The organism is Kitasatospora sp. NPDC006697 (assembly GCF_042869935.1).
GTDB lineage: Bacteria > Actinomycetota > Actinomycetes > Streptomycetales > Streptomycetaceae > Kitasatospora.
The window spans coordinates 12,856-33,869 of sequence record NZ_JBIAGU010000053.1; the positions used below are offsets into that span (position 1 = coordinate 12,856).

18 protein-coding genes and 1 tRNA gene are annotated in these 21,014 nt (G+C 74.4%); 11 read left to right on the forward strand and 8 right to left on the reverse strand.

Features of this window, described 5'->3' with window-relative positions; genetic code table 11:
• The first annotated feature begins 72 nt into the window (after positions 1 to 72).
• From ACFYNO_RS40070 to ACFYNO_RS40095, 6 genes are all read left to right on the forward strand, one after another.
• The gene (locus ACFYNO_RS40070; protein WP_388023416.1) at positions 73 to 882 is read left to right on the forward strand and encodes a class II aldolase/adducin family protein; all 810 of its coding nucleotides are present in this window, start codon (positions 73 to 75) and stop codon (positions 880 to 882) included.
• A gap of 32 nt (positions 883 to 914) precedes the next feature.
• Positions 915 to 1,541, forward strand: a complete 627-nt coding sequence (locus ACFYNO_RS40075) for a TetR/AcrR family transcriptional regulator (protein ID WP_388023418.1) — start codon at positions 915 to 917, stop codon at positions 1,539 to 1,541.
• Positions 1,541 to 2,548 carry a 2-dehydropantoate 2-reductase gene (locus ACFYNO_RS40080; protein WP_388023420.1) on the forward strand — a complete coding sequence of 336 codons (1,008 nt, stop codon included), beginning with the start codon at positions 1,541 to 1,543 and terminating at the stop codon, positions 2,546 to 2,548. Before ACFYNO_RS40075 ends, ACFYNO_RS40080 begins: the two co-directional genes overlap by 1 nt.
• A gap of 93 nt (positions 2,549 to 2,641) precedes the next feature.
• Positions 2,642 to 3,409, forward strand: coding sequence for a thioesterase II family protein (locus ACFYNO_RS40085; RefSeq protein WP_388023422.1), 768 nt, complete (start codon positions 2,642 to 2,644; stop codon positions 3,407 to 3,409).
• Between the two features lie 377 nt (positions 3,410 to 3,786).
• Positions 3,787 to 5,694, forward strand: coding sequence for a putative Ig domain-containing protein (locus ACFYNO_RS40090; protein WP_388023425.1), 1,908 nt, complete (start codon positions 3,787 to 3,789; stop codon positions 5,692 to 5,694).
• A gap of 78 nt (positions 5,695 to 5,772) precedes the next feature.
• Positions 5,773 to 7,209, forward strand: a complete 1,437-nt coding sequence (locus ACFYNO_RS40095) for a M1 family metallopeptidase (protein ID WP_388023451.1) — start codon at positions 5,773 to 5,775, stop codon at positions 7,207 to 7,209.
• A gap of 7 nt (positions 7,210 to 7,216) precedes the next feature.
• On the opposite strand, the gene ACFYNO_RS40100 is transcribed toward ACFYNO_RS40095, so the two are convergent.
• The 4 genes from ACFYNO_RS40100 to ACFYNO_RS40115 form a co-directional block, all read right to left on the reverse strand.
• On the reverse strand, positions 7,217 to 9,940 hold the full coding sequence (locus ACFYNO_RS40100; protein WP_388023428.1) for a SpoIIE family protein phosphatase: 2,724 nt from the start codon (positions 9,938 to 9,940) through the stop codon (positions 7,217 to 7,219).
• Between the two features lie 101 nt (positions 9,941 to 10,041).
• Positions 10,042 to 10,698 (reverse strand): NADPH-dependent F420 reductase, encoded by a 657-nt coding sequence (locus ACFYNO_RS40105; protein WP_388023431.1) that lies wholly within the window; start codon positions 10,696 to 10,698, stop codon positions 10,042 to 10,044.
• A gap of 96 nt (positions 10,699 to 10,794) precedes the next feature.
• Positions 10,795 to 11,538 (reverse strand): PIG-L deacetylase family protein, encoded by a 744-nt coding sequence (locus tag ACFYNO_RS40110; protein ID WP_388023433.1) that lies wholly within the window; start codon positions 11,536 to 11,538, stop codon positions 10,795 to 10,797.
• A gap of 49 nt (positions 11,539 to 11,587) precedes the next feature.
• Positions 11,588 to 13,813, reverse strand: coding sequence for an MMPL family transporter (locus tag ACFYNO_RS40115; RefSeq protein WP_388023434.1), 2,226 nt, complete (start codon positions 13,811 to 13,813; stop codon positions 11,588 to 11,590).
• Between the two features lie 150 nt (positions 13,814 to 13,963).
• Between ACFYNO_RS40115 and ACFYNO_RS40120 the strand changes: the two genes are divergently transcribed.
• The 3 genes from ACFYNO_RS40120 (at position 13,964) to ACFYNO_RS40130 (ending at position 16,197) form a co-directional block, all read left to right on the forward strand.
• Entirely contained in the window at positions 13,964 to 14,575 is a 612-nt protein-coding gene (locus tag ACFYNO_RS40120) for a TetR/AcrR family transcriptional regulator (protein ID WP_388023437.1), read from the forward strand.
• A gap of 165 nt (positions 14,576 to 14,740) precedes the next feature.
• The gene (locus tag ACFYNO_RS40125; protein WP_388023439.1) at positions 14,741 to 15,361 is read left to right on the forward strand and encodes a cyclodeaminase/cyclohydrolase family protein; all 621 of its coding nucleotides are present in this window, start codon (positions 14,741 to 14,743) and stop codon (positions 15,359 to 15,361) included.
• Complete coding sequence (locus tag ACFYNO_RS40130; RefSeq protein WP_388023442.1) at positions 15,358 to 16,197, forward strand: bifunctional 5,10-methylenetetrahydrofolate dehydrogenase/5,10-methenyltetrahydrofolate cyclohydrolase; 840 nt, start codon at positions 15,358 to 15,360, stop codon at positions 16,195 to 16,197. Before ACFYNO_RS40125 ends, ACFYNO_RS40130 begins: the two co-directional genes overlap by 4 nt.
• 58 nt (positions 16,198 to 16,255) lie before the next feature.
• On the opposite strand, the gene ACFYNO_RS40135 is transcribed toward ACFYNO_RS40130, so the two are convergent.
• The gene (locus tag ACFYNO_RS40135; protein WP_388023444.1) at positions 16,256 to 16,993 is read right to left on the reverse strand and encodes a thioesterase II family protein; all 738 of its coding nucleotides are present in this window, start codon (positions 16,991 to 16,993) and stop codon (positions 16,256 to 16,258) included.
• Between the two features lie 158 nt (positions 16,994 to 17,151).
• Here ACFYNO_RS40135 and ACFYNO_RS40140 point away from each other — a divergent pair.
• Together ACFYNO_RS40140 and ACFYNO_RS40145 are read left to right on the forward strand one after the other, a co-directional pair.
• Positions 17,152 to 17,224: transfer RNA gene (locus ACFYNO_RS40140), tRNA-Leu, on the forward strand.
• Between the two features lie 24 nt (positions 17,225 to 17,248).
• On the forward strand, positions 17,249 to 18,085 hold the full coding sequence (locus tag ACFYNO_RS40145) for a metallophosphoesterase family protein (protein WP_388023453.1): 837 nt from the start codon (positions 17,249 to 17,251) through the stop codon (positions 18,083 to 18,085).
• Between the two features lie 69 nt (positions 18,086 to 18,154).
• Here the strand turns inward: ACFYNO_RS40145 and ACFYNO_RS40150 are convergent, their stop codons facing one another.
• The 3 genes from ACFYNO_RS40150 to ACFYNO_RS40160 form a co-directional block, all read right to left on the reverse strand.
• A complete protein-coding gene (locus ACFYNO_RS40150) occupies positions 18,155 to 19,297 on the reverse strand; it encodes a glycosyltransferase family 4 protein (protein ID WP_388023446.1) in 1,143 nt (380 codons plus the stop codon).
• Positions 19,298 to 19,476: 179 nt separating this feature from the next.
• Complete coding sequence (locus ACFYNO_RS40155) at positions 19,477 to 19,710, reverse strand: MbtH family protein (RefSeq protein ID WP_388023455.1); 234 nt, start codon at positions 19,708 to 19,710, stop codon at positions 19,477 to 19,479.
• 89 nt (positions 19,711 to 19,799) lie between these two features.
• A partial coding sequence (locus ACFYNO_RS40160; protein WP_388023448.1) for an alpha/beta fold hydrolase occupies positions 19,800 to 21,014 on the reverse strand: 1,215 nt, incomplete at its 5' end.

The following is a 21,014-nucleotide window of genomic DNA, read 5'->3' on the forward strand; positions in this document are numbered from 1 at the left end:
GATGCATGGACGTATCGGATGCACGGGCGTATCGTCTGGCCGTCCGTTCCGCACCCATCCCCGGAGTAGCCCGTGGACCGCACCGTGGACAGCAACGTCGCCAAGCTGATCGGCCCGGCCCCGGAGGGGGTGGCCATCCCGCTGCCGCCGGTCTTCGACTCGGTGGAGCAGGAGCGGCGGCACCGCAAGGAGCAGTTGGCGGCCGGCTTCCGGCTGTTCGGCCGGTTCGGCTTCTCCGAGGGGGTGGCCGGCCACATCACGGTGCGCGACCCGGAGTTCCCGGACTGCTTCTGGGTCAACCCGTTCGGCATGGCGTTCAGCCTGGTCAAGACCTCCGACCTGGTGCTGGTCGACCAGGAGGGCAAGCTGCTGGCCGGCCGGCGGCCGGTGAACCGGGCCGCCTTCGTGATCCACTCCGAGGTGCACGCGGCCCGGCCCGACGTGGTCGCGGCCGCGCACGCCCACTCACTGCACGGCAAGGCCTTCGCCTCCCTGCACCGGCCGCTGGACCCGATCACCCAGGACGCCTGCGCCTTCTACCAGGACCAGGGGCTCTACCTGGACTACCAGGGGGTGGCGGACGAGACCGAGGAGGGCAAGCGGATCGCCGCCGCGCTCGGCCCGCACAAGGCGGTGATCCTGGCCAACCACGGTCTGCTGACGGTCGGGCAGACGGTGGCCGAGGCGGTCTGGTGGTTCGTCACCATGGAGCGCTCCTGCCAGGCCCAGCTGCTGGCGATGGCGGCCGGCACCCCGCACCCGATCGACCACGCGATGGCGGTGCGCGCCCGGGAGCAGATCGGCGGCCACCTGGCCGGCTGGTTCCAGGCCCAGCCGCTGCTGGACCAGATCACCGCGAGCCAGCCGGACCTGTTCGACTGACCCCGTCCCCCTCGCGAGACCCGAGGAGCAGCATGCCCAAGGGCACCACCAGCCGCCGCCCGCGCACCCGGGCGGCCCTCCTGGAGGCGGCACTGGCGACCTTCGCCGAGCACGGCTTCCAGGCGAGCACGATCGAGCAGGTCTGCTCGGCCGCGGGCTTCACCCGGGGCGCCTTCTACTCCAACTTCAGCAGCAAGGAGGAGCTGTTCCTGGCGCTCTTCGACGAGCACAGCGAGCGGATCCTGGCCCGGCTGTCGGCGGCGCTGGAGTCGGTGCCGGACGGCGAGCTGACGGTCGGGCGGCTGGTGGAGCTGGTCTCGGTGATCGAGCCGGCCGAGCGCGACTGGTACCTGGTGACCACCGAGTTCACCCTGCGGGCGATCCGCGACCCGCAGGCCGGCTGGGTGCTGGCCCGGCACGACGCCCGGCTGCGGGCCGCGCTGGCCGAGGGGCTGGCGGCGGGCCTGGCCCGGGCGGGGCTGGCGCTGACGGTGCCGGCCGAGGAGTTCGCCCGGCTGCTGGTGGCGCTGCGCGAGGGCGGCCTGGCGCAGAGCTACGTGGAGCCGGAGCAGCTGCCGCCCGGCACCCTGGAGCGGCGCTTCCTGCCCGCCCTGCTGCACACTCTCACCGTGCCCCGGCCCACCCCTGAGGAGAACTGATGGACCGTCCGCGGATCGCCGTGCTCGGCGCCGGCAGCGTCGGCTGCTACCTGGGCGGCCACCTGGCCGAGCACGCGGAGGTGACGCTGATCGGGCGCCCGGCCGTGCTGGACACCCTGGCCGGCGGGCTGACCCTGTCGGGCGGCGGGCAGCCGCCCCGGACGGTGCCGGCCGACCGGTTCGCGGTGGCCACCGGTCCGGAGGCGGCGGCCGGGGCGGACTTCGTGCTGGTGACGGTGAAGACCGCGGCCACCGGCGCCGCCGCCCGGCAGCTGGCCGCGGTCGGCGGCGGCGCGGTGGTGGTGAGCCTGCAGAACGGGCTCTACAACACCGAGGTGCTGCGGGCCGCGCTGCCGGGCCGCACGGTGCTGGCGGCGATGGTGCCGTACAACGTGCTGCAGTCCGCGCCGGGCACCTTCCACCGCGGCACGGCCGGGGCGGTGGCGGTCGAGCAGCACCCGGCGGCGGCCGGGCTGCTGGCGGTGCTGGCGCGGGCCGGGCTGTCGGCCCGGGCGGCCGGCGACATCGGGGCGACCCAGCGGGCCAAGCTGCTGGCCAACCTGAACAACGCGGTGAACGCGCTCTCCGGCCTGCCGCTGCGCGAGCAGCTGGGCCGGCGGGCCTACCGGCAGTGCCTGGCGCTCTGCCAGGGCGAGGCGCTGGCGGCGTTCCGGGCGGCGGGGCTGCCGGTGGCCCGGGTCGGGCCGTTCCCGGCGGCGGTCACCGCGCGGGCCCTGCTGATGCCGGACGCGGCCTTCCGCCGGCTGGCGGCGGCCAATCTGCGGGTGGACGAGCAGGCCCGCTCCTCGATGTGGGAGGACCTGCGGCGCGGGCGGCCGACCGAGGTGGACAACCTCCAGGGCGAGGTGGTGGCGCTGGCCGCCGAGTACGGGCTGCGGGCGCCGGTCAACGCCCGGCTGGCCGAGCTGGTGCACCAGGCCGAGCAGGGCCCGGAGCGCCACTGGGACGGGCCGGAGCTGCTGGCCGAGCTGTCGGCGGTGCGCTGACGGGAGGTCAGCATCCGGAACCCGGCAAACGCATGATCGCCGTCCGCTAGCATGTGCCCTGCCGAGGGGCGGTGCGACGGAAGGGGCCGGGAGATGGGCGACGGGGGCAGGGCGACCGCCGAGCAGTGGTTCCGCAGGCTCAGCCCCGAGCGGCCCGGCCCGCCCCGGCTGCGGGTGCTCTGCTGCCCGCACGCGGGCGGCACCGCCAACTACTACCGCCCGCTCGGCGAGTTGGCCCCGCCCGGGGTGGAGGTCCTGGGGGTGCGCTACCCGGGCCGGGAGGACCGGCTGATGGAGCCGCTGCCGCTGAGCATCGCCGAACTGGCCGGCCCGGTCGCCGAGGCCTGCGCCGATCTCGCGGACGCGCCGCTGGTGCTCTTCGGGCACAGCATGGGTGCCGCGGTGGCCTACGAGGCGGCCCGGCTGCTGGCCGGGCGGCCCGGCATCCGGCCGCGTGCGCTCTTCCTCTCCAGCCGTTCGGGCCCGGGCATGGTCAAGCCCCGCGGGCTGGCCGACGCGAGCGAGCAGGCGCTGATCGAGGACCTGCGCAAGCTCGGCGGCTCCGACATGCGCTTCCTGGACGACCCGGAGCTGCGCGACCTGGTGCTGCCGGTGCTGCGCGGCGACTACCGGATCACCGAGCAGCACCAGGTGGACCCGGCGAACACTCCGCTGGCCATCCCGGTGACGGCCTACTTCGGCGACGCCGAGGAGTACGTGGACGAGGCCTCGGTCGCCGCCTGGGCCCCCGTCACCACCGCCGGCTTCGCCCAACGCTCCTTCCCCGGCGGTCACTTCTACCTCGCCCAGCATTGGGCGGCACTCCTGGACGATCTGCTCTCCCGGCCGGGCACACGGTAACGGCTGCGCGGCGAGCGAGGGGCGTGACGACCGATCGGTCGGTCGGTACAGGAATCTGGCGTCAGGACCGTTGACCGGGCCTCGCCAACTCTGCTTTGCTTCACGGCAGCGAACGGCGCACCAACTGCGAATCCCGCAGCAGCCGCGGGCCACACCGCCGCGGTGACCAGCTGACTCACCGGTGTGCGGCGCGTCCCCACGCACCGCCCCGAGGCCAAGTGCGCCCAGCACCACCCGCTCCAAGGCCGCCGCCGCACACCCGCGGCCCCGGCCCGCACAGGTGCCTCCAGCAAGCCCCGACCCCACGCAGCCGACCGTCCCAGTGCGCCCAACAGGCGTGTCCTGACGGTCTGCAGGAGAGAGGATTCCCCCCACACATGGGTACTCCCCGGATCCGCGGCGCCCGCGCGGCCTTCACCGGCCTCGCAGCCCTGTCCCTGTTCACCGGCGTGCTGATGGCCGCCGCCTCGCCCGCGGCCCAGGCCGCGCCGGCCGCCGGCAGCAGCACCTCGGCCAACCCGTACAACCCGGCGTACAACCACCCGTACCGGCACGGGGCCATCCCGACCCTCCAGCAGAACGCCAAGATGAAGGCCTGGGACGCCGGCCACGCGACTCCGAACGTCGCCACCGGCCCGCAGACCCTCTCGTACGGCGGCGCCATCGACGGCATCGGCGTGCAGAGCGGCCACTCCAAGGTCTACCTGGTGTTCTACGGTAACCAGTGGGGTACCCAGAGCACCGACGCCAACGGCAACGCCAAGTTCTCCGGCGACTCGGCCGGCGCGGCGGGCGCCACCCAGCAGATGTTCAAGGGCATCGGCACCAACAACGAGCTCTGGTCGGCCGACCTGACCCAGTGGTGCGACGGCCCGAACGTGGCCTCCGGCGCAACCAGTTGCCCGAGCAACGCCAACTTCATCCCGTACCAGACCGGCGGCGTGCTGTCCGGCGTCTGGTACGACAACTCGGCCGCCTCGCCGGCCGCGGCCTCCGGCCACCAGCTGGGCCAGGAGGCGGTCAACGCCGCCGCGCACTTCGGCAACACGACGGCCGCCGCCAACCGCGACGCCTACTACGTGATCCTGTCGCCGCACGGCACCAACCCGGACAACTACCAGGGCCAGTACTGCGCCTGGCACGACTACAACGGTGACTCGACCCTCACCGGCGGCGCGGTCACCTCGCCCTACGGCGACATCGCCTTCTCCAACCAGCCCTACAACATCGACTCCGGCTCGGGCTGCGGCGTCGGCTTCGTCAACTCCCCCGGCACCCTCGACGGTTGGACGATGACCCTCGGCCACGAGTGGCACGAGATGATGTCCGACCAGAACCCGGCGGGCGGCTGGACCAACCACACCGGTGACGCCACCTACAACGGCCAGGAGAACTCCGACGAGTGCGCCTGGCTCTCCCCCGGCACCACCGGCGGCGCCGCGAACATCAGCTTCGGCTCCTTCGGCACCTACGCCGAGCAGGCCAGCTGGTCCAACGACACCAACTCCTGCGCCATCTCGCACACCATCCTGAACCACGGCGGCACCGGCAACACCGTCACGGTGACCAACCCGGGCAGCCGGAGCGGCACCGTGGGCACCGCGACCAGCCTGCAGATCAGCGCCAGTGACTCCGGCACCGGCCAGACCCTGACCTACTCGGCCTCCGGCCTGCCGGCCGGCCTGTCGATCAACTCCAGCACGGGCCTGATCTCCGGCACCCCGACCACCGCCGGCACCTACAGCGTGACCGCGACCGCCACCGACGGCACCGGTGCCAGCGGCAGCGCCTCCTTCAGCTGGGCCATCGCGGGCTCCGGCGGCGGCGGCTGCACCGGCGGCGGCCAGCTGCTCGGCAACGCGGGCTTCGAGACCGGCTCCGCCGCTCCGTGGACCGCCTCGGCCGGCGTGATCGACAACTCCACCGGCGAAGCCGCCCACAGCGGCTCCTGGAAGGCCTGGCTGGACGGCTACGGCAGCGCCCACACCGACACCCTCTCCCAGACCGTCACCATCCCGGCCGGCTGCAAGGCGACCTTCAGCTTCTGGCTGCACATCGACACCGCCGAGACCGGCACCACCGCCTACGACAAGCTGACCGTCCAGGCCAACTCCACCACCCTGGCCACCTACTCCAACGTCAACGCCGCCACCGGCTACGTGCAGAAGAGCTTCGACCTCTCCAGCTTCGCCGGCCAGTCCGTCACCCTGAAGTTCACCGGCACCGAGGACTCCTCGCTGCAGACCAGCTTCGTGGTCGACGACACCGCGCTGAACGCCTCCTGACGCTCCATCAGTTCATCCGAAGGGCCGTGGCTCCCGCCACGGCCCTTCGGCCGTTCCCCGGCTACACTCCCTCCAGTGATGATCGCCAAGGCACTTCCGCCCGCGCTGCTCGCCTGCTGGCTCGCCCTCGCCCCCGCGGCGCAGGCGGCCCCGGCCCCCGGCCCCGCCGATCCGGTCTTCCCCGGGCTGGGCAGCACCGCCTACGACGCCCTCGACTACCACCTGGCCTTCGACTACCGGGAGGCCTCCCGCACGGTGGACGGCTCCGCCACCATCACCGCGCGCACCCGGCAGCCGCTGCGCAGCCTGGACCTGGACGCCCTGGGGCTGACCGTCCGCCAGGTCACGGTGGACGGACGCTCGGCCGGTTTCACCCTGCACGACGAGAAGTTGACGGTCCAGCTGCCGCACCGCGCACCGGCCGGCCGAGCCCTCACCCTGCGGGTGGACTACACCGCCGACCCCCGCGCCGCCCTGCCGCACACCGGCTGGGTGCCGACCGCCGACGGCTTCGCGGTGGCCGGCCAGCCGAACAGCGCGCACACCGTCTTCCCGTGCAACGACCGCCCGGACGACAAGGCCCGGTTCACCGTCTCGGTGACCGCCCCCGACGCCCTGCTCGGGGTGGCCGGCGGCCAGCCGACCGCCACCCGCGAACGGGACGGCCGCACCACCCGGGAGTACCGCTACCGCGAGCCGATGGCCACCGAGCTGCTCCAAGTCGCCGTCGGCGACTACGTGCTGAACGAGCACCAGGGCCCCGGCGGGCTGCCGCTGCGCGATGTGGTGCCGCCCGCCCGGCTGGCCGCGCTGAAGCCCGCACTCGATCTCACGGCCGGTCAGCTCGAGTGGATCGAGCAGCGGTTGGGCCCGTTCCCGTTCGAGGACTACGGGCTGCTGCCGGTGGACACCGACGCGCCCGACGCCTTCGGCTTCACCGGCCTGGAGACCCAGACCCTCACCCTCTACAAGCCCGGCTTCCTCGCCCAGCCGGAGCAGGCGATCGCCCCGCTGATGATGCACGAGCTGGTGCACTCCTGGTTCGGCGACAGCGTCACGCCCCGCTCCTGGTCCGACCTGTGGCTGAACGAGGGCCACGCCGACTTCTACGGCCTGCTCTACCGCTACCAGCAGGGCTGGCCCGACTCGGCCGGGCTGACCACGATGGACGACCGGATGCGGCTGGTCTACTCCCAGGCCGACCAGTGGCGCCACGACTGGGGCCCGGTGGCCGACCCGACGGCGGCAAACCTCTGGGAGGAGCAGCGCTACCTCGGCGGGGTGCTGGTGCTCTACGCGCTGCGCCAGCAGGTCGGCGAGTCGGTCTTCGAGCGGATCGAGCACGCCTTCCTGGCCCGCTACCGCAACGGCAACGCGAGCACCGCCGACTACGTCGCCACCGCCTCCGAGGTCTCCGGCCAGGACCTCTCCGGCTTCCTCGGCGCCTGGCTGCACGGCACCCGGACCCCGCCGATGCCGGGCCACCCGGACTGGCGGGTCGACCCGGTCGGCTGAGGCCGCCTCAGCCGAGCTCCTGCTCGGCCCAGATCACCTTGCCGGTGCGGGTGTACCGGGTGCCCCAGCGCTCGGCCAGCTGCGCGACCAGGAAGAGCCCGCGCCCGCCCTCGTCGGTCTCGGCCGCGTAGCGCAGGTGCGGGGCGGTGCTGCTGGCGTCGGCCACCTCGCAGGTGAGCACCCGGTCGTGCAGCAGCCGCACGGTGATCGGCGCGGCCGCGTAGCGGATCGCGTTGGTCAGCAGCTCGCTGAGCACCAGTTCGGTGACGAAGGCCTGCTCGGCCAGCCCCCAGGCGTCGAGCTGCCGGCTGACCGCCGCCCGCACCTCGCGCACCGCCGCGGGATCCTTGGCCACCGTCCAGTGCGCCACCCGGTCCGGCGGCAGCACCCGGGTGCGGGCCACCAGCAGCGCCACGTCGTCCACCGGGCGGGCCGGCAGCAGGGCCGCCAGGACCTCCTCGCAGGTGTGCTCCGGCTCCCGGTCGGAGCCCTGCAGCGCCCGGCGCAGCAGGTCGAGCCCGGTGTCCAGGTCGCGTTCGCGGTCCTCCAGCAGTCCGTCGGTGTAGAGCACCAGCAGGCTGCCCTCGGGCGGGCGCAGCCGGGCCGAGACGAACGGCAGCCCGCCGACGCCCAGCGGCGGCCCGGCCGGCACTTCGGGGAACTCCACCGACCCGTCCGGGCCGACCAGGGCGGGCGGCGGGTGCCCGGCCCGGGCCATCACGCACTCCCGGGAGACCGGGTCGTAGACCGCGATCAGGCAGCCCGCGCCGGTCACCGCCTGGCTGCCGCCCGGCTCCTGGCGCTGCTCCTGGTCCAGCCGGGCGACCAGCTCGTCCAGATGGCCGAGCAGTTCGTCCGGCGGCAGGTCGAGCATCGCGAAGTTGTGCACGGCGGTGCGCAGCCGGCCCATGGTGGCGGCGGCGTGCAGGCCGTGGCCGACCACGTCGCCGACCACCAGGGCGACCCGGGCGCCGGGCAGCGGGATCAGGTCGAACCAGTCGCCGCCCACCCCGGCCTGGGCGGGCAGGTAGCGGGAGGCGACCTGCAGCGCGGTCTGCTCCGGCAGATCGTGCGGCAGCAGGCTGCGCTGCAGGGTGACGGCCATCGCGTGCTCGCGGGTGTAGCGGCGGGCGTTGTCGATGCAGACGGCGGCCCGGGCGGCCAGCTCCTCCGCCAGCGACAGGTCGGCCGCCTCGAACCGGGGCGTGGCGCCGGCCCGCCAGAACTTGGCGATGCCCAGCTGCACGCCGCGGCCGAGCAGCGGCACCCGGATCACCGAGTGCACCCCGCCGTCCAGCAGCTGGCCGGAGCGCTCCGGGTCCTGGTCCTGCCAGCCCGGGGAGTTCGGCAGGTCGGAGTCGAGCACCGCCTGCCCGGTGCCCAGGCTGTGGCCCTGCGGCGAGCCGGGGCGCACCGTGATCAGCTCACCGACCGGGTAGAAGCCCGCCGCCGACCCGCCGTGCAGCGCCACCCGGCGCATCCGCAGGCTGTCGGCGGGCACCGGCTCGGCGCCGCCCAGCACGGTCTCGGCGAGGTCCACGGTGACCTGGTCGGCGAACCGGGGCACCGCGACCTCGGCCAGCTCCTCGGCCGTGCGGGTGACGTCCAGGGTGGTGCCGATCGCCACCGAGGCCTCGTAGAGCAGGGTGAGCCGGCGGTCGGCGGCCTCGGCCTGGTCGGCGGCGGCCTGCAGCTCGGTGGAGTCGCGCAGCGTGACCACGCTGCCGGGCGGGCCGCCGGCCAGCGCGGTGGAGCGGACGTTGACCAGCAGCACCCGGCCCTTGCTGACCAGCACCCGGTCCGTCACCGGTTCACCGGAGGCCAGCAGTTCGGCGGCCGGGCGGTCCAGATCGAGTTCGGCGACGGGGCGGCCCTCGGCCTCGGCGGTCAGGCCGAGCAGCCGGCGGGCCTCGTCGTTGGCGAGCAGCAGGGTGTCCGGGCCGGGGCCGTGCCGCTCGCCGAAGAGTCCGCGCTTCTCGGGGCCGGAGCCCTTCTCCGGTCCGGTGCCCCGCTTCTCCGGGCCGATGATGAGCACCCCTTCCCGGACGGCGTGCAGCACCGCGTCGTGGTGCTCGTACATCCGGGTCATCTCGGCCGGCCCGAGCCCGTGGGTCTGCCGGCGCAGCCGGCGGCCGACCAGGGCGGTGCCGACGGTGGCCAGCAGCAGGGCGCCGGCCGCGGTGCCGAGCACCAGCGGCAGCTGGCGGTCGACGGCGGCGCCGACCCGGTTGGTGGTGACCCCGGCGGCGACCGCGCCGACCACCGAGCCGTCGGTCTCCCGCAGCGGCACCACGGCCTGCACCAGCTCGCCGATCGGGCTGCCCACCCGCTGGATGACGGTGCGGCCCTGCAGCGCGGGCAGGTAGTCGCCCTGGAACGGGGTGCCGATCAGCGCCGGCACGGGGTGGGTGAGCCGGATGCCCTGGGGGCTGATCACCACGATGAAGTCCACACCGGCGTTCATCCGGGCGGCCTCGGCCCGCGGGTCCAGCACGGCGCTGGGGTCGGGTGCGTGCAACGCGGCGGCGGTGCCGGGCGCGTTGGCGAAGGTCTCGGCCACGGCCACCGAGCGGTTGCGCACCTCCGTGTTGCTGTCGCGCTGCGAGCCCAGCACCAGGGCCAGGACGGCCGCCAGCACCAGCAGCACCACCACCAGCACCTGCAGTGCGAAGACCTGCCCGGCCAGGCTGCGCGCACCCCGGACCTGCCGAGTCCGCTTCTTCCGGGCCATGCGCCCATGTCTACGCCGAATCCGCCGGTGCGGCCAGCCGACTCCCTGACGAACCGGTCGGCCGCACCCGGACGGCGGGCGGTACCGCTGGTGACGCGAGGTCAGAACCGGAAGTCGGCGGGGCGCTCCGGGGAGGCCTCGGCGAGGGCCTTGACGACGTCGTCGGTGCCCGAGCGCAGCCCGTAGACCGGGGTGCCGGGCTGCTGGCGCCAGGACTCGGCGATGGAGCCGGCGTCCACGGTGTCGAAGCCGATCTCGTCGATCAGCTCGCGCACCACCTGCTTGGCCCGCTCGTCGTCGCCCGCGACCGGCAGCGCCAGGCGCCCGGGGTCGCCGGCCGGCAGCGGACGCTCCAGCAGGTCCTGGGCGTAGGTGCCGTTGAAGGCCTTGACCACCGGGTGGCCGATCTGCTGCTCGGTCCAGCGGCTCTCCGGCAGGCCGTCCTCGATCTCGTCGATCCGGCCGTCGCGCTGCGGGTAGTAGTTGCCGGTGTCCACCACCACGAACCCGGGGGCCGCCTCGGCGAACAGGTCCGCGGGCAGGCCGGGCACGGCCTTGAGCGGGACGGTGACCACCACCAGCTCGGCGCCGCGGGCCGCCTCGGCGGCCGTCACGGCGGTGGCGCCGGTCTCGGCGACCAGCTCGGCCAGGCTCTCCGGGCCGCGCGAGTTGGCCACCGCGACCTGGTGGCCCGCGGCGGCGAACCGCCGGGTCAGGTTGCCGCCGATGTTCCCCGCTCCGATGATGCCGATCTTCATGATGCGCTCCTCAACTGGTTCCCCCCGGCCGCCGTCCGGCCGCGGGATCGACAACCGGCTGACCCGCCGTCATATTTCCTGCGGGCCCCAGCCGGATCAGAAGGTCAGCGGGACCACCTCGAAGGAGGCGCCGAACCGGGTGCCCAGCCGGCTGCCCGTCTCCCGCCCGAAGCCCTCCAGGAAGCCCCGGGCGTCCGCCATCGCGTTGCCCAGCCCGGCCAGGTAGGCGGCGTGCGCCTCCAGCGAGGCCACGCCGGCTTCGAAGGTGTCGGTGGTGTCCACCCCGTGCCCGGCCCGCGGGGAGCCGAGCGCCCAGAGCTGGCGCACCCCGTTCCACGGCTCCAGGCCCTCGGCCAGCAGCTCCGGGAAGACCCAGCGGTTGCCCGCGTCCCGCACCCCGTCCAGCACCGCCCGGCCGGCCGCGATGTGGTCGGCCTGGTTGGGGTGGACCTCGCCGTAGGTGTCCCGGAAGTTGCCGGTGATCACGATCTCCGGGCGGTGCCGGCGGACCAGCCGGGCGACGTCCCGGCGCAGCGGCAGGCCGTACTCCAGCACGCCGTCGGGGTGGCGGCAGAACTCCACCGTGTCCACCCCGACCACCGCGGCGGAGGCCACCTGCTCGGCCTCCCGCAGCGGGCCGCACTCGGCCGGGTCCAGCCCGTCGATGCCCGCCTCGCCGCTGGTCAGCATGGCGTAGACGACCCGCTTGCCCTGGCCGGTCCAGCGGGCCACGGCCGCGGCCGCGCCGTACTCCAGGTCGTCCGGGTGGGCGACCACGGCGAGGGCGCACTGCCAGTCCTCGTCGATCGGTTCCAGCGGCTGCGGGGCGGGCTGCGACATGGTGGAGGCTCCTGGGGGCAGCTGATCGTCGGTCAGCCCAGTCTTACCATCAGGGCCGGTCCGCGGGCGCGTGCAGCGTGATCACCTCCGCCTCCCGGCCGCGGGCCCGGTGCAGCTTCTCGCCCTCGATGTCCAGGTCCGGCAGCAGCCGGTCCAGCCAGCGGGGCAGCCACCAGGCCGAGCGGCCGGCCAGCGCCAGCACGGCGGGCACCAGGGTCATCCGGATCAGGAAGGCGTCCAGCAACACGCCGACGGCCAGCGCGAGCGCGATCTGCTTGAGGATCAGGCTCTGCGCGCCGAGGAAGGAGGCGAAGACCGCGATCATGATCAGCGCGGCCGCGGTGACCACCCGGGCGCTGTGCCGGGCGCCGTCGTGCACGGCCCGCAGCGGCTGCCGGTCCCGCACGTAGGCCTCGCGCATCCGGGAGACCAGGAAGACCTCGTAGTCCATGGCCAGCCCGAAGAGCACCGCCAGCAGCACGATCGGCAGGAAGCTGGAGACCGGTCCGGCCCGGTCCACCCCGATCAGCCCGGCCAGGTGGCCGTGCTGGAAGACGCTGACCACCACGCCGAGCGTGGCGCCGATGGAGAGCAGGAACCCGGCGGCGGCCTTGGCCGGCACCACCAGCGAGCGGAAGACCAGCAGCAGGAGGAGCAGCGAGAGCCCGACGACGACGGCGGTGAACGGCAGCAGCGCGGCGTCCAGCTTGCTGGAGACGTCGATGCCGACGGCCGTGGTGCCGGTGACGCCGACGGTGGCGCCGGTCTGCCGGGCCAGTTCGGGGGCCCGGTCGCGGATCTCGTTCACCAGGTCCTTGGTGGACCGGTCGGCGGGGCCGCCGGCCGGCACCACCTGGATCAGCGTGCTGTGGGTGGCCGGGTTGCTCACCGGGGCGCCGACGGCGGTGGCGCCGGGCAGCGCGCGCACGGTGCCGGCCAGCTGCTGCACGGCGGCGGCCGGGTCGGCGCTGTGCGAGGTGTCGGCGAGCAGCAGCAGCGGGCCGTTGAAGCCGGGGCCGAACTCCTTGCTGACCTGGTCGTAGGCGAGCCGCTGGCCGGAGTGGGCGGGGGCGGTGCCGTTGTCGGGCAGCGCCAGGCGCAGGTCCTGGGCGGGCCAGGCGAGCGCGCCGACGGCGGCGACCACCAGCAGCACGGTGACGGCGGGCCGGCGGGTGGCGAGCCGGAACCAGCGCTCGCCGGCGCCGGCCGGCCGGCCGTCGGTGGCGGCCGTCGCCCGCTCGCGGCGCTGCGCCCGGGAGCCGGGGCGCGGGCGCAGCCGCTCGCCGGCGAAGCCGAGCAGCGCGGGCAGCAGGGTGACGGCGACCAGCACGGCGATCAGCACCGCGGCGGCGGCGCTCAGGCCCATCACGGTCAGGTAGGGGATGCCGATCACGCTCAGGCCGGCCATCGCGATCAGCACGGTGAGCCCGGCGAAGACCACGGCGGAGCCGGCCGTGCCGACGGCCAGCGCGGCGGACTCCTCCACCTCCTCGCCGGCGGCCAGCTGGGAGCGGTGCCGGCTGACGATGAAGAGCGCGTAGTCGATGCCGACCGCCAGGCCGATCATCAGCGCCAGGCTCTGCGCGGTGGAGGAGATCGCGGTGACGCCGGTGAGGCTGAGCACCCCGGCCAGCGTGGTGGCCACGCCGGCCACGGCGGAGGCCAGCGGCAGGCCGGCGCCGAGCAGCGAGCCGAAGGTCAGGGTGAGGATCAGCAGGGCCACCGCCAGGCCGATCGCGTCGCCCGCGGCGTTGCCGGTCTTGGTGCCGCCGGCGGCGTTGCCGCCGACCTGCACGTCGAGTCCGGCCGCCTTCGCCGGGTCGACGGCGGTGCGCAGCTTGTCCACCGAGTCGCCGTGCAGCCCGCCGACCGTCACCTCGTACTGCACCTGGGCGATGGCGGTGCTGCCGTCGGCGGAGACGGTGCGGGCGGCGACCGGGTCGACCACCTTGGCCACCTGCGGGGCCTGCTGGGCGGCGGCCAGCGCGCCGCGCACGGCCGCCAGCTCCGGCGGGTCGGTGATCCGGTGGCCGGCGGGGGCGGTGAAGACCACCTGGGCGCTGGTGCCGGAGAAGGCCGGGAAGTCGGTCTTCAGCCGGTCCAGCGCCTGCTGGGACTCGGAGCCGGGGGTGGTGAAGGTGTCGTCCAGCTTGCCGGGGCCGCCGAAGGCCAGCATGCAGCCGACCGCCGCGGCGATCACCGCCAGCCAGAGGGCGAGGACTCGGCGTCGGTGCCGGAAGGCGAGCCGTCCGAGGCGGTGCAGCAGGGTCGGCATGGCAGGACTCCAGTCTGCGGGCGAGGGTGCCGCCGAGAAGAAGTTGGCAGGCCTGTCACATTAGCAAAGTTGGCAGCCCTGCCAACTTTTCCGGGGGCACTCCGGCGGGCCTGCGATGATCGACCGGTGCAGACGGACGAGGATCGAGGCGTGGACACCGAAGAGACCGGACGGCGCGAGCAGAACCGCCGGCGCACCCACCAGGCGCTGGTCAGGGCGGCCGCCGAGCTGTTCCGCGAGCAGGGCTACGAGGCGACCACGGTGCGCGACATCGCCGCCGCCGCCGGCGTGGGCGAGCGCACCTTCTTCCGGTACTTCCGGTCCAAGGAGAGCCTGATCCTGCAGCAGGTCCGGGAGCTGATCCCGGTGCTGACCGAGCGGATCCTGGGCCGCCCGGCCGCCGAGCCCCCGCTGGTCGCGCTGCGCGAGGCGGTGCTGGAGCTGGCCGCGACGGACCACACCGCCCCCGCCGTGCTGCTGGTCGGCCCGCAGCCCTTCGTCCCGGAACCGACCACCAAGGGCGACCGCTTCCTGCTCTTCGACCTGGAGGAGGCGGTGGCCGGCGCCTTCCTGACCCGGGCCGGCCACACCGACCCCGGGCTGGACGAGCGCCTGTGGGCCGCCTCGCTCGGCCGGGCCGGGGTGGCCGCGCTGCGCTCGGTCCGGCTGGTCTTCACCCGGCTGACGCCCGAACAGCAGGCCGTCACCGACGTGCCCGTACTGGTCCGCACCGCCTTCGCCGCCCTCGGCTGCCCTGTCTGACGGCCGTGCACTGACGACCCGTCACCGCGAAACGGTCCGGACCAGCCGTCACCGGACGGACCAGCCGAAACCGGGTGAGTAGAATCGCCCGCTGGGCGCTGTCAGCGACGCCTGTGCCCTCGACACCCGGCTGCGGCCACCACCCCGACTCCCTGAGGGAGACAGATGCGCGACCTGACCATCGGCGAGTTCCTGCGGCAACTGGGGGACCGGGTGCCCGCCCCGGGCGGCGGGGCGAGTGCCGCGCTGCACGCGGCGCAGAGCGCCGCCCTGCTGAGCATGGTGGCCCGCTACACCACCGGCGAGCGCTACGCCGACGTCCAGGACGCGATCGCCCGCATCCTCGCCGAGTCCGAGGAGCTGGGTGCCACCGCCCTGCGCCTCGCCGAGGAGGACGCCGCCGCCTTCACCGCGGTGACCGAGGCCTACAAGCTGCCGAAGGCCACCGCCGAGGAGAAGGCCGCCCGCTCCGCGGCGATCGCCGCCGCCCTGGTCGGCGCCGCCGAGCCGCCGGCCGCCACCATCGCCGCCGCCCGCCGCCTGGTCGCCCTCGGCGAGGAGCTGCTGCCGATCGGCAACCGCAACGTGCTGACCGACGTGGCCGCCGCCACCGAGGCCGCCCGCGCCGCCGCCACCACCGCCCGGGTGAACGTCGAGATCAACCTCGGCGGCATCAAGGACGAGTCGGTCCGCGCCGACCTGCTCGCCGCCACCGCCGACGTGGACCAGATCGCCGCCGCGGCCGAGGCCGTCACCACCGCGGTGCGGAAGGAGATCACCAAGTGACCGCCACCGAGCTCAAGGGCGGCCCGCTGGCCACCCTGATCCGCACCGACGTGGCCGAGCGCGCCGCCAAGCTGGCCGAGCAGGGCCGCACCCCCCGGCTCGCCGTGGTCACCGCCACCGACGACGAGGCCAGCGCCTGGTACGTCCGCTCGATCGCCAAGGCGGCCGGCAAGGTCGGCATCACCTGCGACATCGTCGACCTCGGGCCGGCCGCCGGCGCCGCCGAGATCACCGCCACCCTGGAGCGGCTCAGCGCCGACGACACGGTGCACGGGCTGATGCTGCAGACCCCGCTGCCGGCCGGCGCCAGGCTGGAGGAGCTGGCCGGCGCGATCGACTTCGCCAAGGACGTGGACGGCGCCAGCCCGCTCTCGCTCGGCCGCCTGGCCGCCGGCCTGCCGGCCTTCGCGCCCGCCACCGCCGAGGCCGTGCTGACCATCCTGGAGCACTACCAGGTGGAGCTGCAGGGCAAGCACGTGGTGGTGGTCGGCCGCTCCACCGTGGTCGGCAAGCCCGCCGCGCACCTGCTGCTGGACCGCAACGCCACGGTGACGGTCTGCCACTCCCGCACCACCGACCTGGCCGCGCTGACCAGCACCGCCGAGGTGCTGGTGGCCGCGGTCGGCCGGGCCGGGCTGATCACCGGGGCGCACGTGCGCCCCGGCGCCACCGTGATCGACGTGGGCACCAACCCGACCGAGGACGGCGGCCTGGCCGGCGACGTGGACCCGGCGGTCGCCGCGGTCGCCGGCGCGCTGACCCCGGTGCCGGGCGGCGTCGGCCCGGTCACCACCGCGCTGCTGCTGCGCCACACGGTCGAGGCCGCGGAGCGCTGACCCCGGGCACCGGGCCCGGACGGCGCGCCGCCGTCCGGGCCCGACGCCCGGTCAGCCGTCAGTCGGCGTCCGGCGTCCACAGCCGGTCGGTCAGCAGCTCGACCAGCTCCGCCGGGCGCTTGTCCACGAAGAAGTGGTCGCCGCCCTCGATCACCAGCCGCTCCACCGACCCGGTGGTGCAGGCCGCCCAGCCGGCCGCCAGCTCCGGGCTGGCCGCGCTGTCCTCGCTCCCGGTGATCACCAGCAGGTCGGCGGCCAGCCGCCGGACCGGTCCGGTCGCGGGCCCGTAGGCGTACTCCTCGAAGAGCCGCAGGTCGGCCCGGAGCACCGGCAGCACCAGGTCGCGGATCTGCGGCTGGGCCAGCACCCCCACGTCGATCCCCGGGTAGCGCTCCGCGAAGGCGTCCAGCATCGCCTCGTCCCCCGGGATCCGGGAGAACCGCGGGTGGCCGGCCAGTTGGTCCGGCGCCCGGCAGGCGGCCAGCACCACCAGCTCCGGTCCGCGCCCGGCCGCCTCCGCTGCCAGCGCCGCCTCGTAGGCCACCAGCGCGCCCATGCTCACCCCGAACAGCGCGTACGGCCCCTCGGCCCGCTCCAGCACCACGGCCAGCACCCCCGCCGCCAGCTCGGCCAGGTCGGCGGCGGGCGGCCGGCGCATCGTCAGCAGGTGCCCCGGGTAGTCCAGCGCCTGCCAGCGCTTCAGCCGCGGCGGCACCGGCCACTTGGTGAAGATCATGCTGCTGCCGCCCGCGTAGGGCAGGCAGAAGACCTGGCCGATCCGGTCCGACCGCTCCATCGACGCCCCCTGTCTGTCGTGCTCCCCCTGGACCCGGACCATCGTCGCAGGCCACCGGTCGCCCTGTCGTCAGGGCCTGGGCCCCTGTCATCGGGCCCGGGAAGAGGGTATGTTTCTTCGAGGCGGGGGAAGCCGATCATCCAGGTGTCCCCGTTCCTGCCTCGGTAGTCCAGCGGAAGAGACACGGTGCTCAAACCACCGACAGCGTGGGTTCGAATCCCACCCGAGGTACGTTCAGCATCGGAGGTGTGAGCTCTGTCCGGCAGCCTGTACGCGATCAGCGACCTGCACATCGGCCACCCGGAGAACCGGGCGATCGTGGAGTCCTTGCGCCCTGACGACCCGTCGGACTGGCTGATCATCGCCGGCGACATCGCCGAGCGCTTCGAGGACATCGCCTGGGTGCTCACCCTGATGCGCAGCCGCTTCACCACCGTGGTCTGGTCCCCCGGCAACCACGAGCTGTGGACCCACCCCAACGACCGGGTGCAGCTGCGCGGAGTGCAGCGGTACGAGGCGCTGGTGGAGCTCTGCCGCCGGCTCGGCGTGCACTCCCCCGAGGACCCGTACCCGGTCTGGCAGGGCCGCGGCGGCCCGGTGGTGGTGGCCCCGCTCTTCACGCTCTACGACTACTCGTTCATGGCGCCCGGTGCGACCACCGTCGAGGAGTCGCTGCGGATCGCCCACGACTCGGGGATCGTCTGCAGCGACGAGTTCATGCTGCACCCGGACCCGTACCCGACCCGGGGCGACTGGTGCCGGGCCCGGATCGAGCTGACCGAGCGCCGGCTCTCCGAGGTCGACCCGGCGATGCGGACCGTGCTGGTCAACCACTACCCGCTGGTGCGCGAACCCACCCGGGTGCTGCGCTACCCGCAGTTCGCCCAGTGGTGCGGCACCGAGCTGACCGCCGACTGGCACATCCGGTTCCGCGCCGCCGCGATGATCTACGGCCACCTCCACATCCCCCGGGTCACCTGGTACGACGGGGTCCGGTTCGAGGAGGTCTCGGTCGGCTACCCGCGCGAGTGGAAGCCGCGCGGCGAGCGGACCTGGCTGCGGCAGGTGCTGCCGGTGGAGCAGACGGTCTGACGGGGTGTCCGACTGCGGCGCGGCCGCAGTCGGACGGTGACGCTCCGTCATCCGCCGCCCGTCGGCCGCTCAGGCGGCGGCGTGCTCGGCCGGATCCAGCAGGCCCATCAGGTGGCGGGCCGAGGCCTCCCAGGACCAGGACTCGCGCACCCACTCCCGGCCGGCCTCGCCCATCGCCGAGCGGTCGGCGTCGGCGGAGAGCAGCAGGGCGGTGAGCGCCTCGGCTATCGAGGCCGGGTCGGCGCCGTCCACCACCCGGCCGGTCCGCCCGTCCAGCACGGTGTCCGGGGCGCCGCCGGAGCGGCCGACCACCACCGGCAGGCCGCAGGCCGAGGCCTCCAGGAAGACGATCCCCAGGCCCTCCGCCTCCAGCCCGAGCTTGCGGGTCCGGCAGGGCATCGCGAAGGCGTCCGCCGCCGCGTAGTAGGCCGGGGTCTCCTCGTGCCGCTTGCCGCCGGTGAAGTGCACGGCGCCCGGCGCGTGGCGGGCCGCCAGCTTGCGCAGCTCGGCCTCGTGCGGGCCGCGGCCGACCACCAGCAGCACGGCCTCCGGCACCGCGCGGCGGATCAGCGGCAGCGCCCGGATCAGCATGTCCTGCCCCTTGCGCGGCACCATCCGGGCCACGCAGACGATCACCTTCCGGTCGGCCAGGCCCAGCTCCTCGCGCAGCGCGGCGCCGGCCGCCGGGTCGGGGCGGAACTGCTCGGCGTCCACCCCCGGCACCAGCCGGCTCAGCTCCGCCCGCGGGCCCAGCGCGGGGGCTATCCGGTCGCGGGTGTACTGGCCGAGGTAGGTGACCGCGTCGACGTTGCTCCCTATCACCCGCAGCGCCTGCCGGGCGCCGGGCGTGCGGGCCCACCAGATCTCGTGTCCGTGGGTGGTGGCGACCATCCGGCGCACCCCCTGGCGGCGCAGCGCCGGGGCCATCAGGCCGAGCGGCGCGGCGGCGCCGAACCAGACCCGGTCGCAGCCGTGCGCCTTCGCCACCTCGATCGCGCGGCGGGTGGCCCGCGGGGTGGGAAGCAGCATCCGGCTGCTGTCGCGGACCACCGGGAACGGCAGCTTCGCGTCGTAGGCCCGGTCCCCCGGCTCGCGCGAGGTGTACACCACGACGTCCTCCGCCGGCATTCTGGTCACCATGGCGTGGACGAATGTCTCGATCCCGCCCTGTCGCGGCGGAAAGTCATTGGTGATGACGAGCGTGGAGGCCATGGCCAGAGACGTTCCTTCAGCTGAGCGGTCCCGTCGGAGCAGAACGGTGAGACTAACACCCCCTCCTTGACGGGCCGCCGGCCTCGTGGGCACAAATGCGACACCGCCCCCGCCCGGGGTGCGGGCGGGGGCGGTGTCGGCCTTACGGGTCCTGCTGGTCCTGCTGGTTCCTGCCGGTCCTACTGGCCGGACTGGCCGGACTGGCCGGCGGTCATCGCCTCGATCAGGCTCTTCGGGCGCATGTCGGTCCAGTTGGCCTCGACGTAGTCCAGGCACTCCTGGCGGGAGGCCTTGCCGAAGACCTGCTGCCAGCCGGCCGGCACCTCGGCGAAGACCGGCCAGAGCGAGTGCTGGTTCTCGTCGTTGGTCAGGACCACGTACTCGGCGTCGGCGTCTTCGAACGGGTTGGTCACCTGACTGCTGCCTCTCACTCGGCTCTTCTCGATCGGACGGCTCCGAGGATTCCGGATCGTCCGTGGCGCGTCAACGACGGGTGCCCGGCTCATCGGCCGGTGTACTCCTCGACGGCCCGCGCGATCTGTGCGATCGGCCCGGGGTACATCAGGCCGTGGTGGGTGGCCGCGACCCGGTGGTTCTCGATCCGCCCCGTGACGTGGCGGGACCAGACCTCGAAGGAGGGCGTGCCCGCCGAGCGCTGCTCGGTGGCGGTGACGAAGAGCAGGTCGCCGCGGTACGGCGCCGGCTCGAACTCCCGCATCATCCGGACGTGCCGCTCCCAGGCCTCGCCCATCGCGGTCAGGTCGGCCGCCGAGAAGGCGGAGAAGGAGCCCTGCACCAGGGTCTCCACCACCTGCTCGCGGGTCAGCGGCACGCCGTCCGGCGCCGGGCGGTCGGCCTCGAACATGGCGAGGAAGACGGCCAGCGTCTCCTGCTCGTCGCGCTCGGCGCCCTGCACCGTGTAGTCGGCCTGCGGGTAGGCGTCCAGGATGGCCAGCAGGCCGACCTCCTCGCCCAGTTCCTGCAGCCGGCTGGCCATCGCCTGGACCACCAGGCCGCCGAAGGAGTGGCCGAGCAGGTGGTACGGGCCCTGCGGCTGGACGGTGCGCAACTGCCCGATGTAGTCCGCGGCCATCTGCTCCACGGTCTCCGGCAGGTTGTCGGGGCCGGTCAGGCTGCGGGCCTGGAGGGCGTAGACCGGGCGGTCGGCCAGGTAGGGCAGCAGGCGGCTGTAGCCGAGGCCGACGCCGTAGCCCGCGTGCACGCAGAAGAGGGGCGGGCGGGCCCCCTCGCGGCGCAGCGGGAGGAGTTCGGCGAACTTGTCGCCGTGCTCGGTGCCGGCCGCCAGGCGCTCCGCCAGGGCGGCGACGGTCGGGGCCTCGAAGACGTCGCGCAGGGCCAGCTCCTCGCCCAGCACGGTGCGGACCCGGCTGAGCAGGCGGGTGGCGAGGAGCGAGTGGCCGCCCAACTCGAAGAAGCTGTCGTCGATGCCGACCGAGGGCAGGCCCAGCACCTCCGCGTAGAGGGTGGCCAGTACCTCTTCGTGGGCGGTGCGGGGGGCGCGCTGGGCGGTGGTGACGGTGTCGGGGGCGGGGAGGGCGCGGCGGTCGAGCTTGCCGTTGACGGTCAGCGGCAGGGCATCCAGCAGGACCAGGGCGCCGGGGACCAGGTACTCGGGAAGCGTGGCGGCCAGCTGGGCGCGGACCTCCTGCGGGTCCGCGTCGCCGACCAGATAGGCGACCAGGCGCTTCAAGCCGGG

What these genes read in the sequence shown, in the direction of transcription:
- ACFYNO_RS40075 (WP_388023418.1), top strand. Translation starts at nt 915, where the DNA reads ATGCCCAAGGGCACCACCAGCCGCCGCCCGCGCACCCGGGCGGCCCTC.
- ACFYNO_RS40080 (WP_388023420.1), top strand. Translation starts at nt 1,541, where the DNA reads ATGGACCGTCCGCGGATCGCCGTGCTCGGCGCCGGCAGCGTCGGCTGC.
- ACFYNO_RS40085 (WP_388023422.1), top strand. Translation starts at nt 2,642, where the DNA reads ATGGGCGACGGGGGCAGGGCGACCGCCGAGCAGTGGTTCCGCAGGCTC.
- ACFYNO_RS40090 (WP_388023425.1), top strand. Translation starts at nt 3,787, where the DNA reads ATGGGTACTCCCCGGATCCGCGGCGCCCGCGCGGCCTTCACCGGCCTC.
- ACFYNO_RS40095 (WP_388023451.1), top strand. Translation starts at nt 5,773, where the DNA reads ATGATCGCCAAGGCACTTCCGCCCGCGCTGCTCGCCTGCTGGCTCGCC.
- ACFYNO_RS40100 (WP_388023428.1), bottom strand. Translation starts at nt 9,940, where the DNA reads ATGGCCCGGAAGAAGCGGACTCGGCAGGTCCGGGGTGCGCGCAGCCTG.
- ACFYNO_RS40105 (WP_388023431.1), bottom strand. Translation starts at nt 10,698, where the DNA reads ATGAAGATCGGCATCATCGGAGCGGGGAACATCGGCGGCAACCTGACC.
- ACFYNO_RS40110 (WP_388023433.1), bottom strand. Translation starts at nt 11,538, where the DNA reads ATGTCGCAGCCCGCCCCGCAGCCGCTGGAACCGATCGACGAGGACTGG.
- ACFYNO_RS40115 (WP_388023434.1), bottom strand. Translation starts at nt 13,813, where the DNA reads ATGCCGACCCTGCTGCACCGCCTCGGACGGCTCGCCTTCCGGCACCGA.
- ACFYNO_RS40125 (WP_388023439.1), top strand. Translation starts at nt 14,741, where the DNA reads ATGCGCGACCTGACCATCGGCGAGTTCCTGCGGCAACTGGGGGACCGG.
- ACFYNO_RS40135 (WP_388023444.1), bottom strand. Translation starts at nt 16,993, where the DNA reads ATGGAGCGGTCGGACCGGATCGGCCAGGTCTTCTGCCTGCCCTACGCG.
- ACFYNO_RS40150 (WP_388023446.1), bottom strand. Translation starts at nt 19,297, where the DNA reads ATGGCCTCCACGCTCGTCATCACCAATGACTTTCCGCCGCGACAGGGC.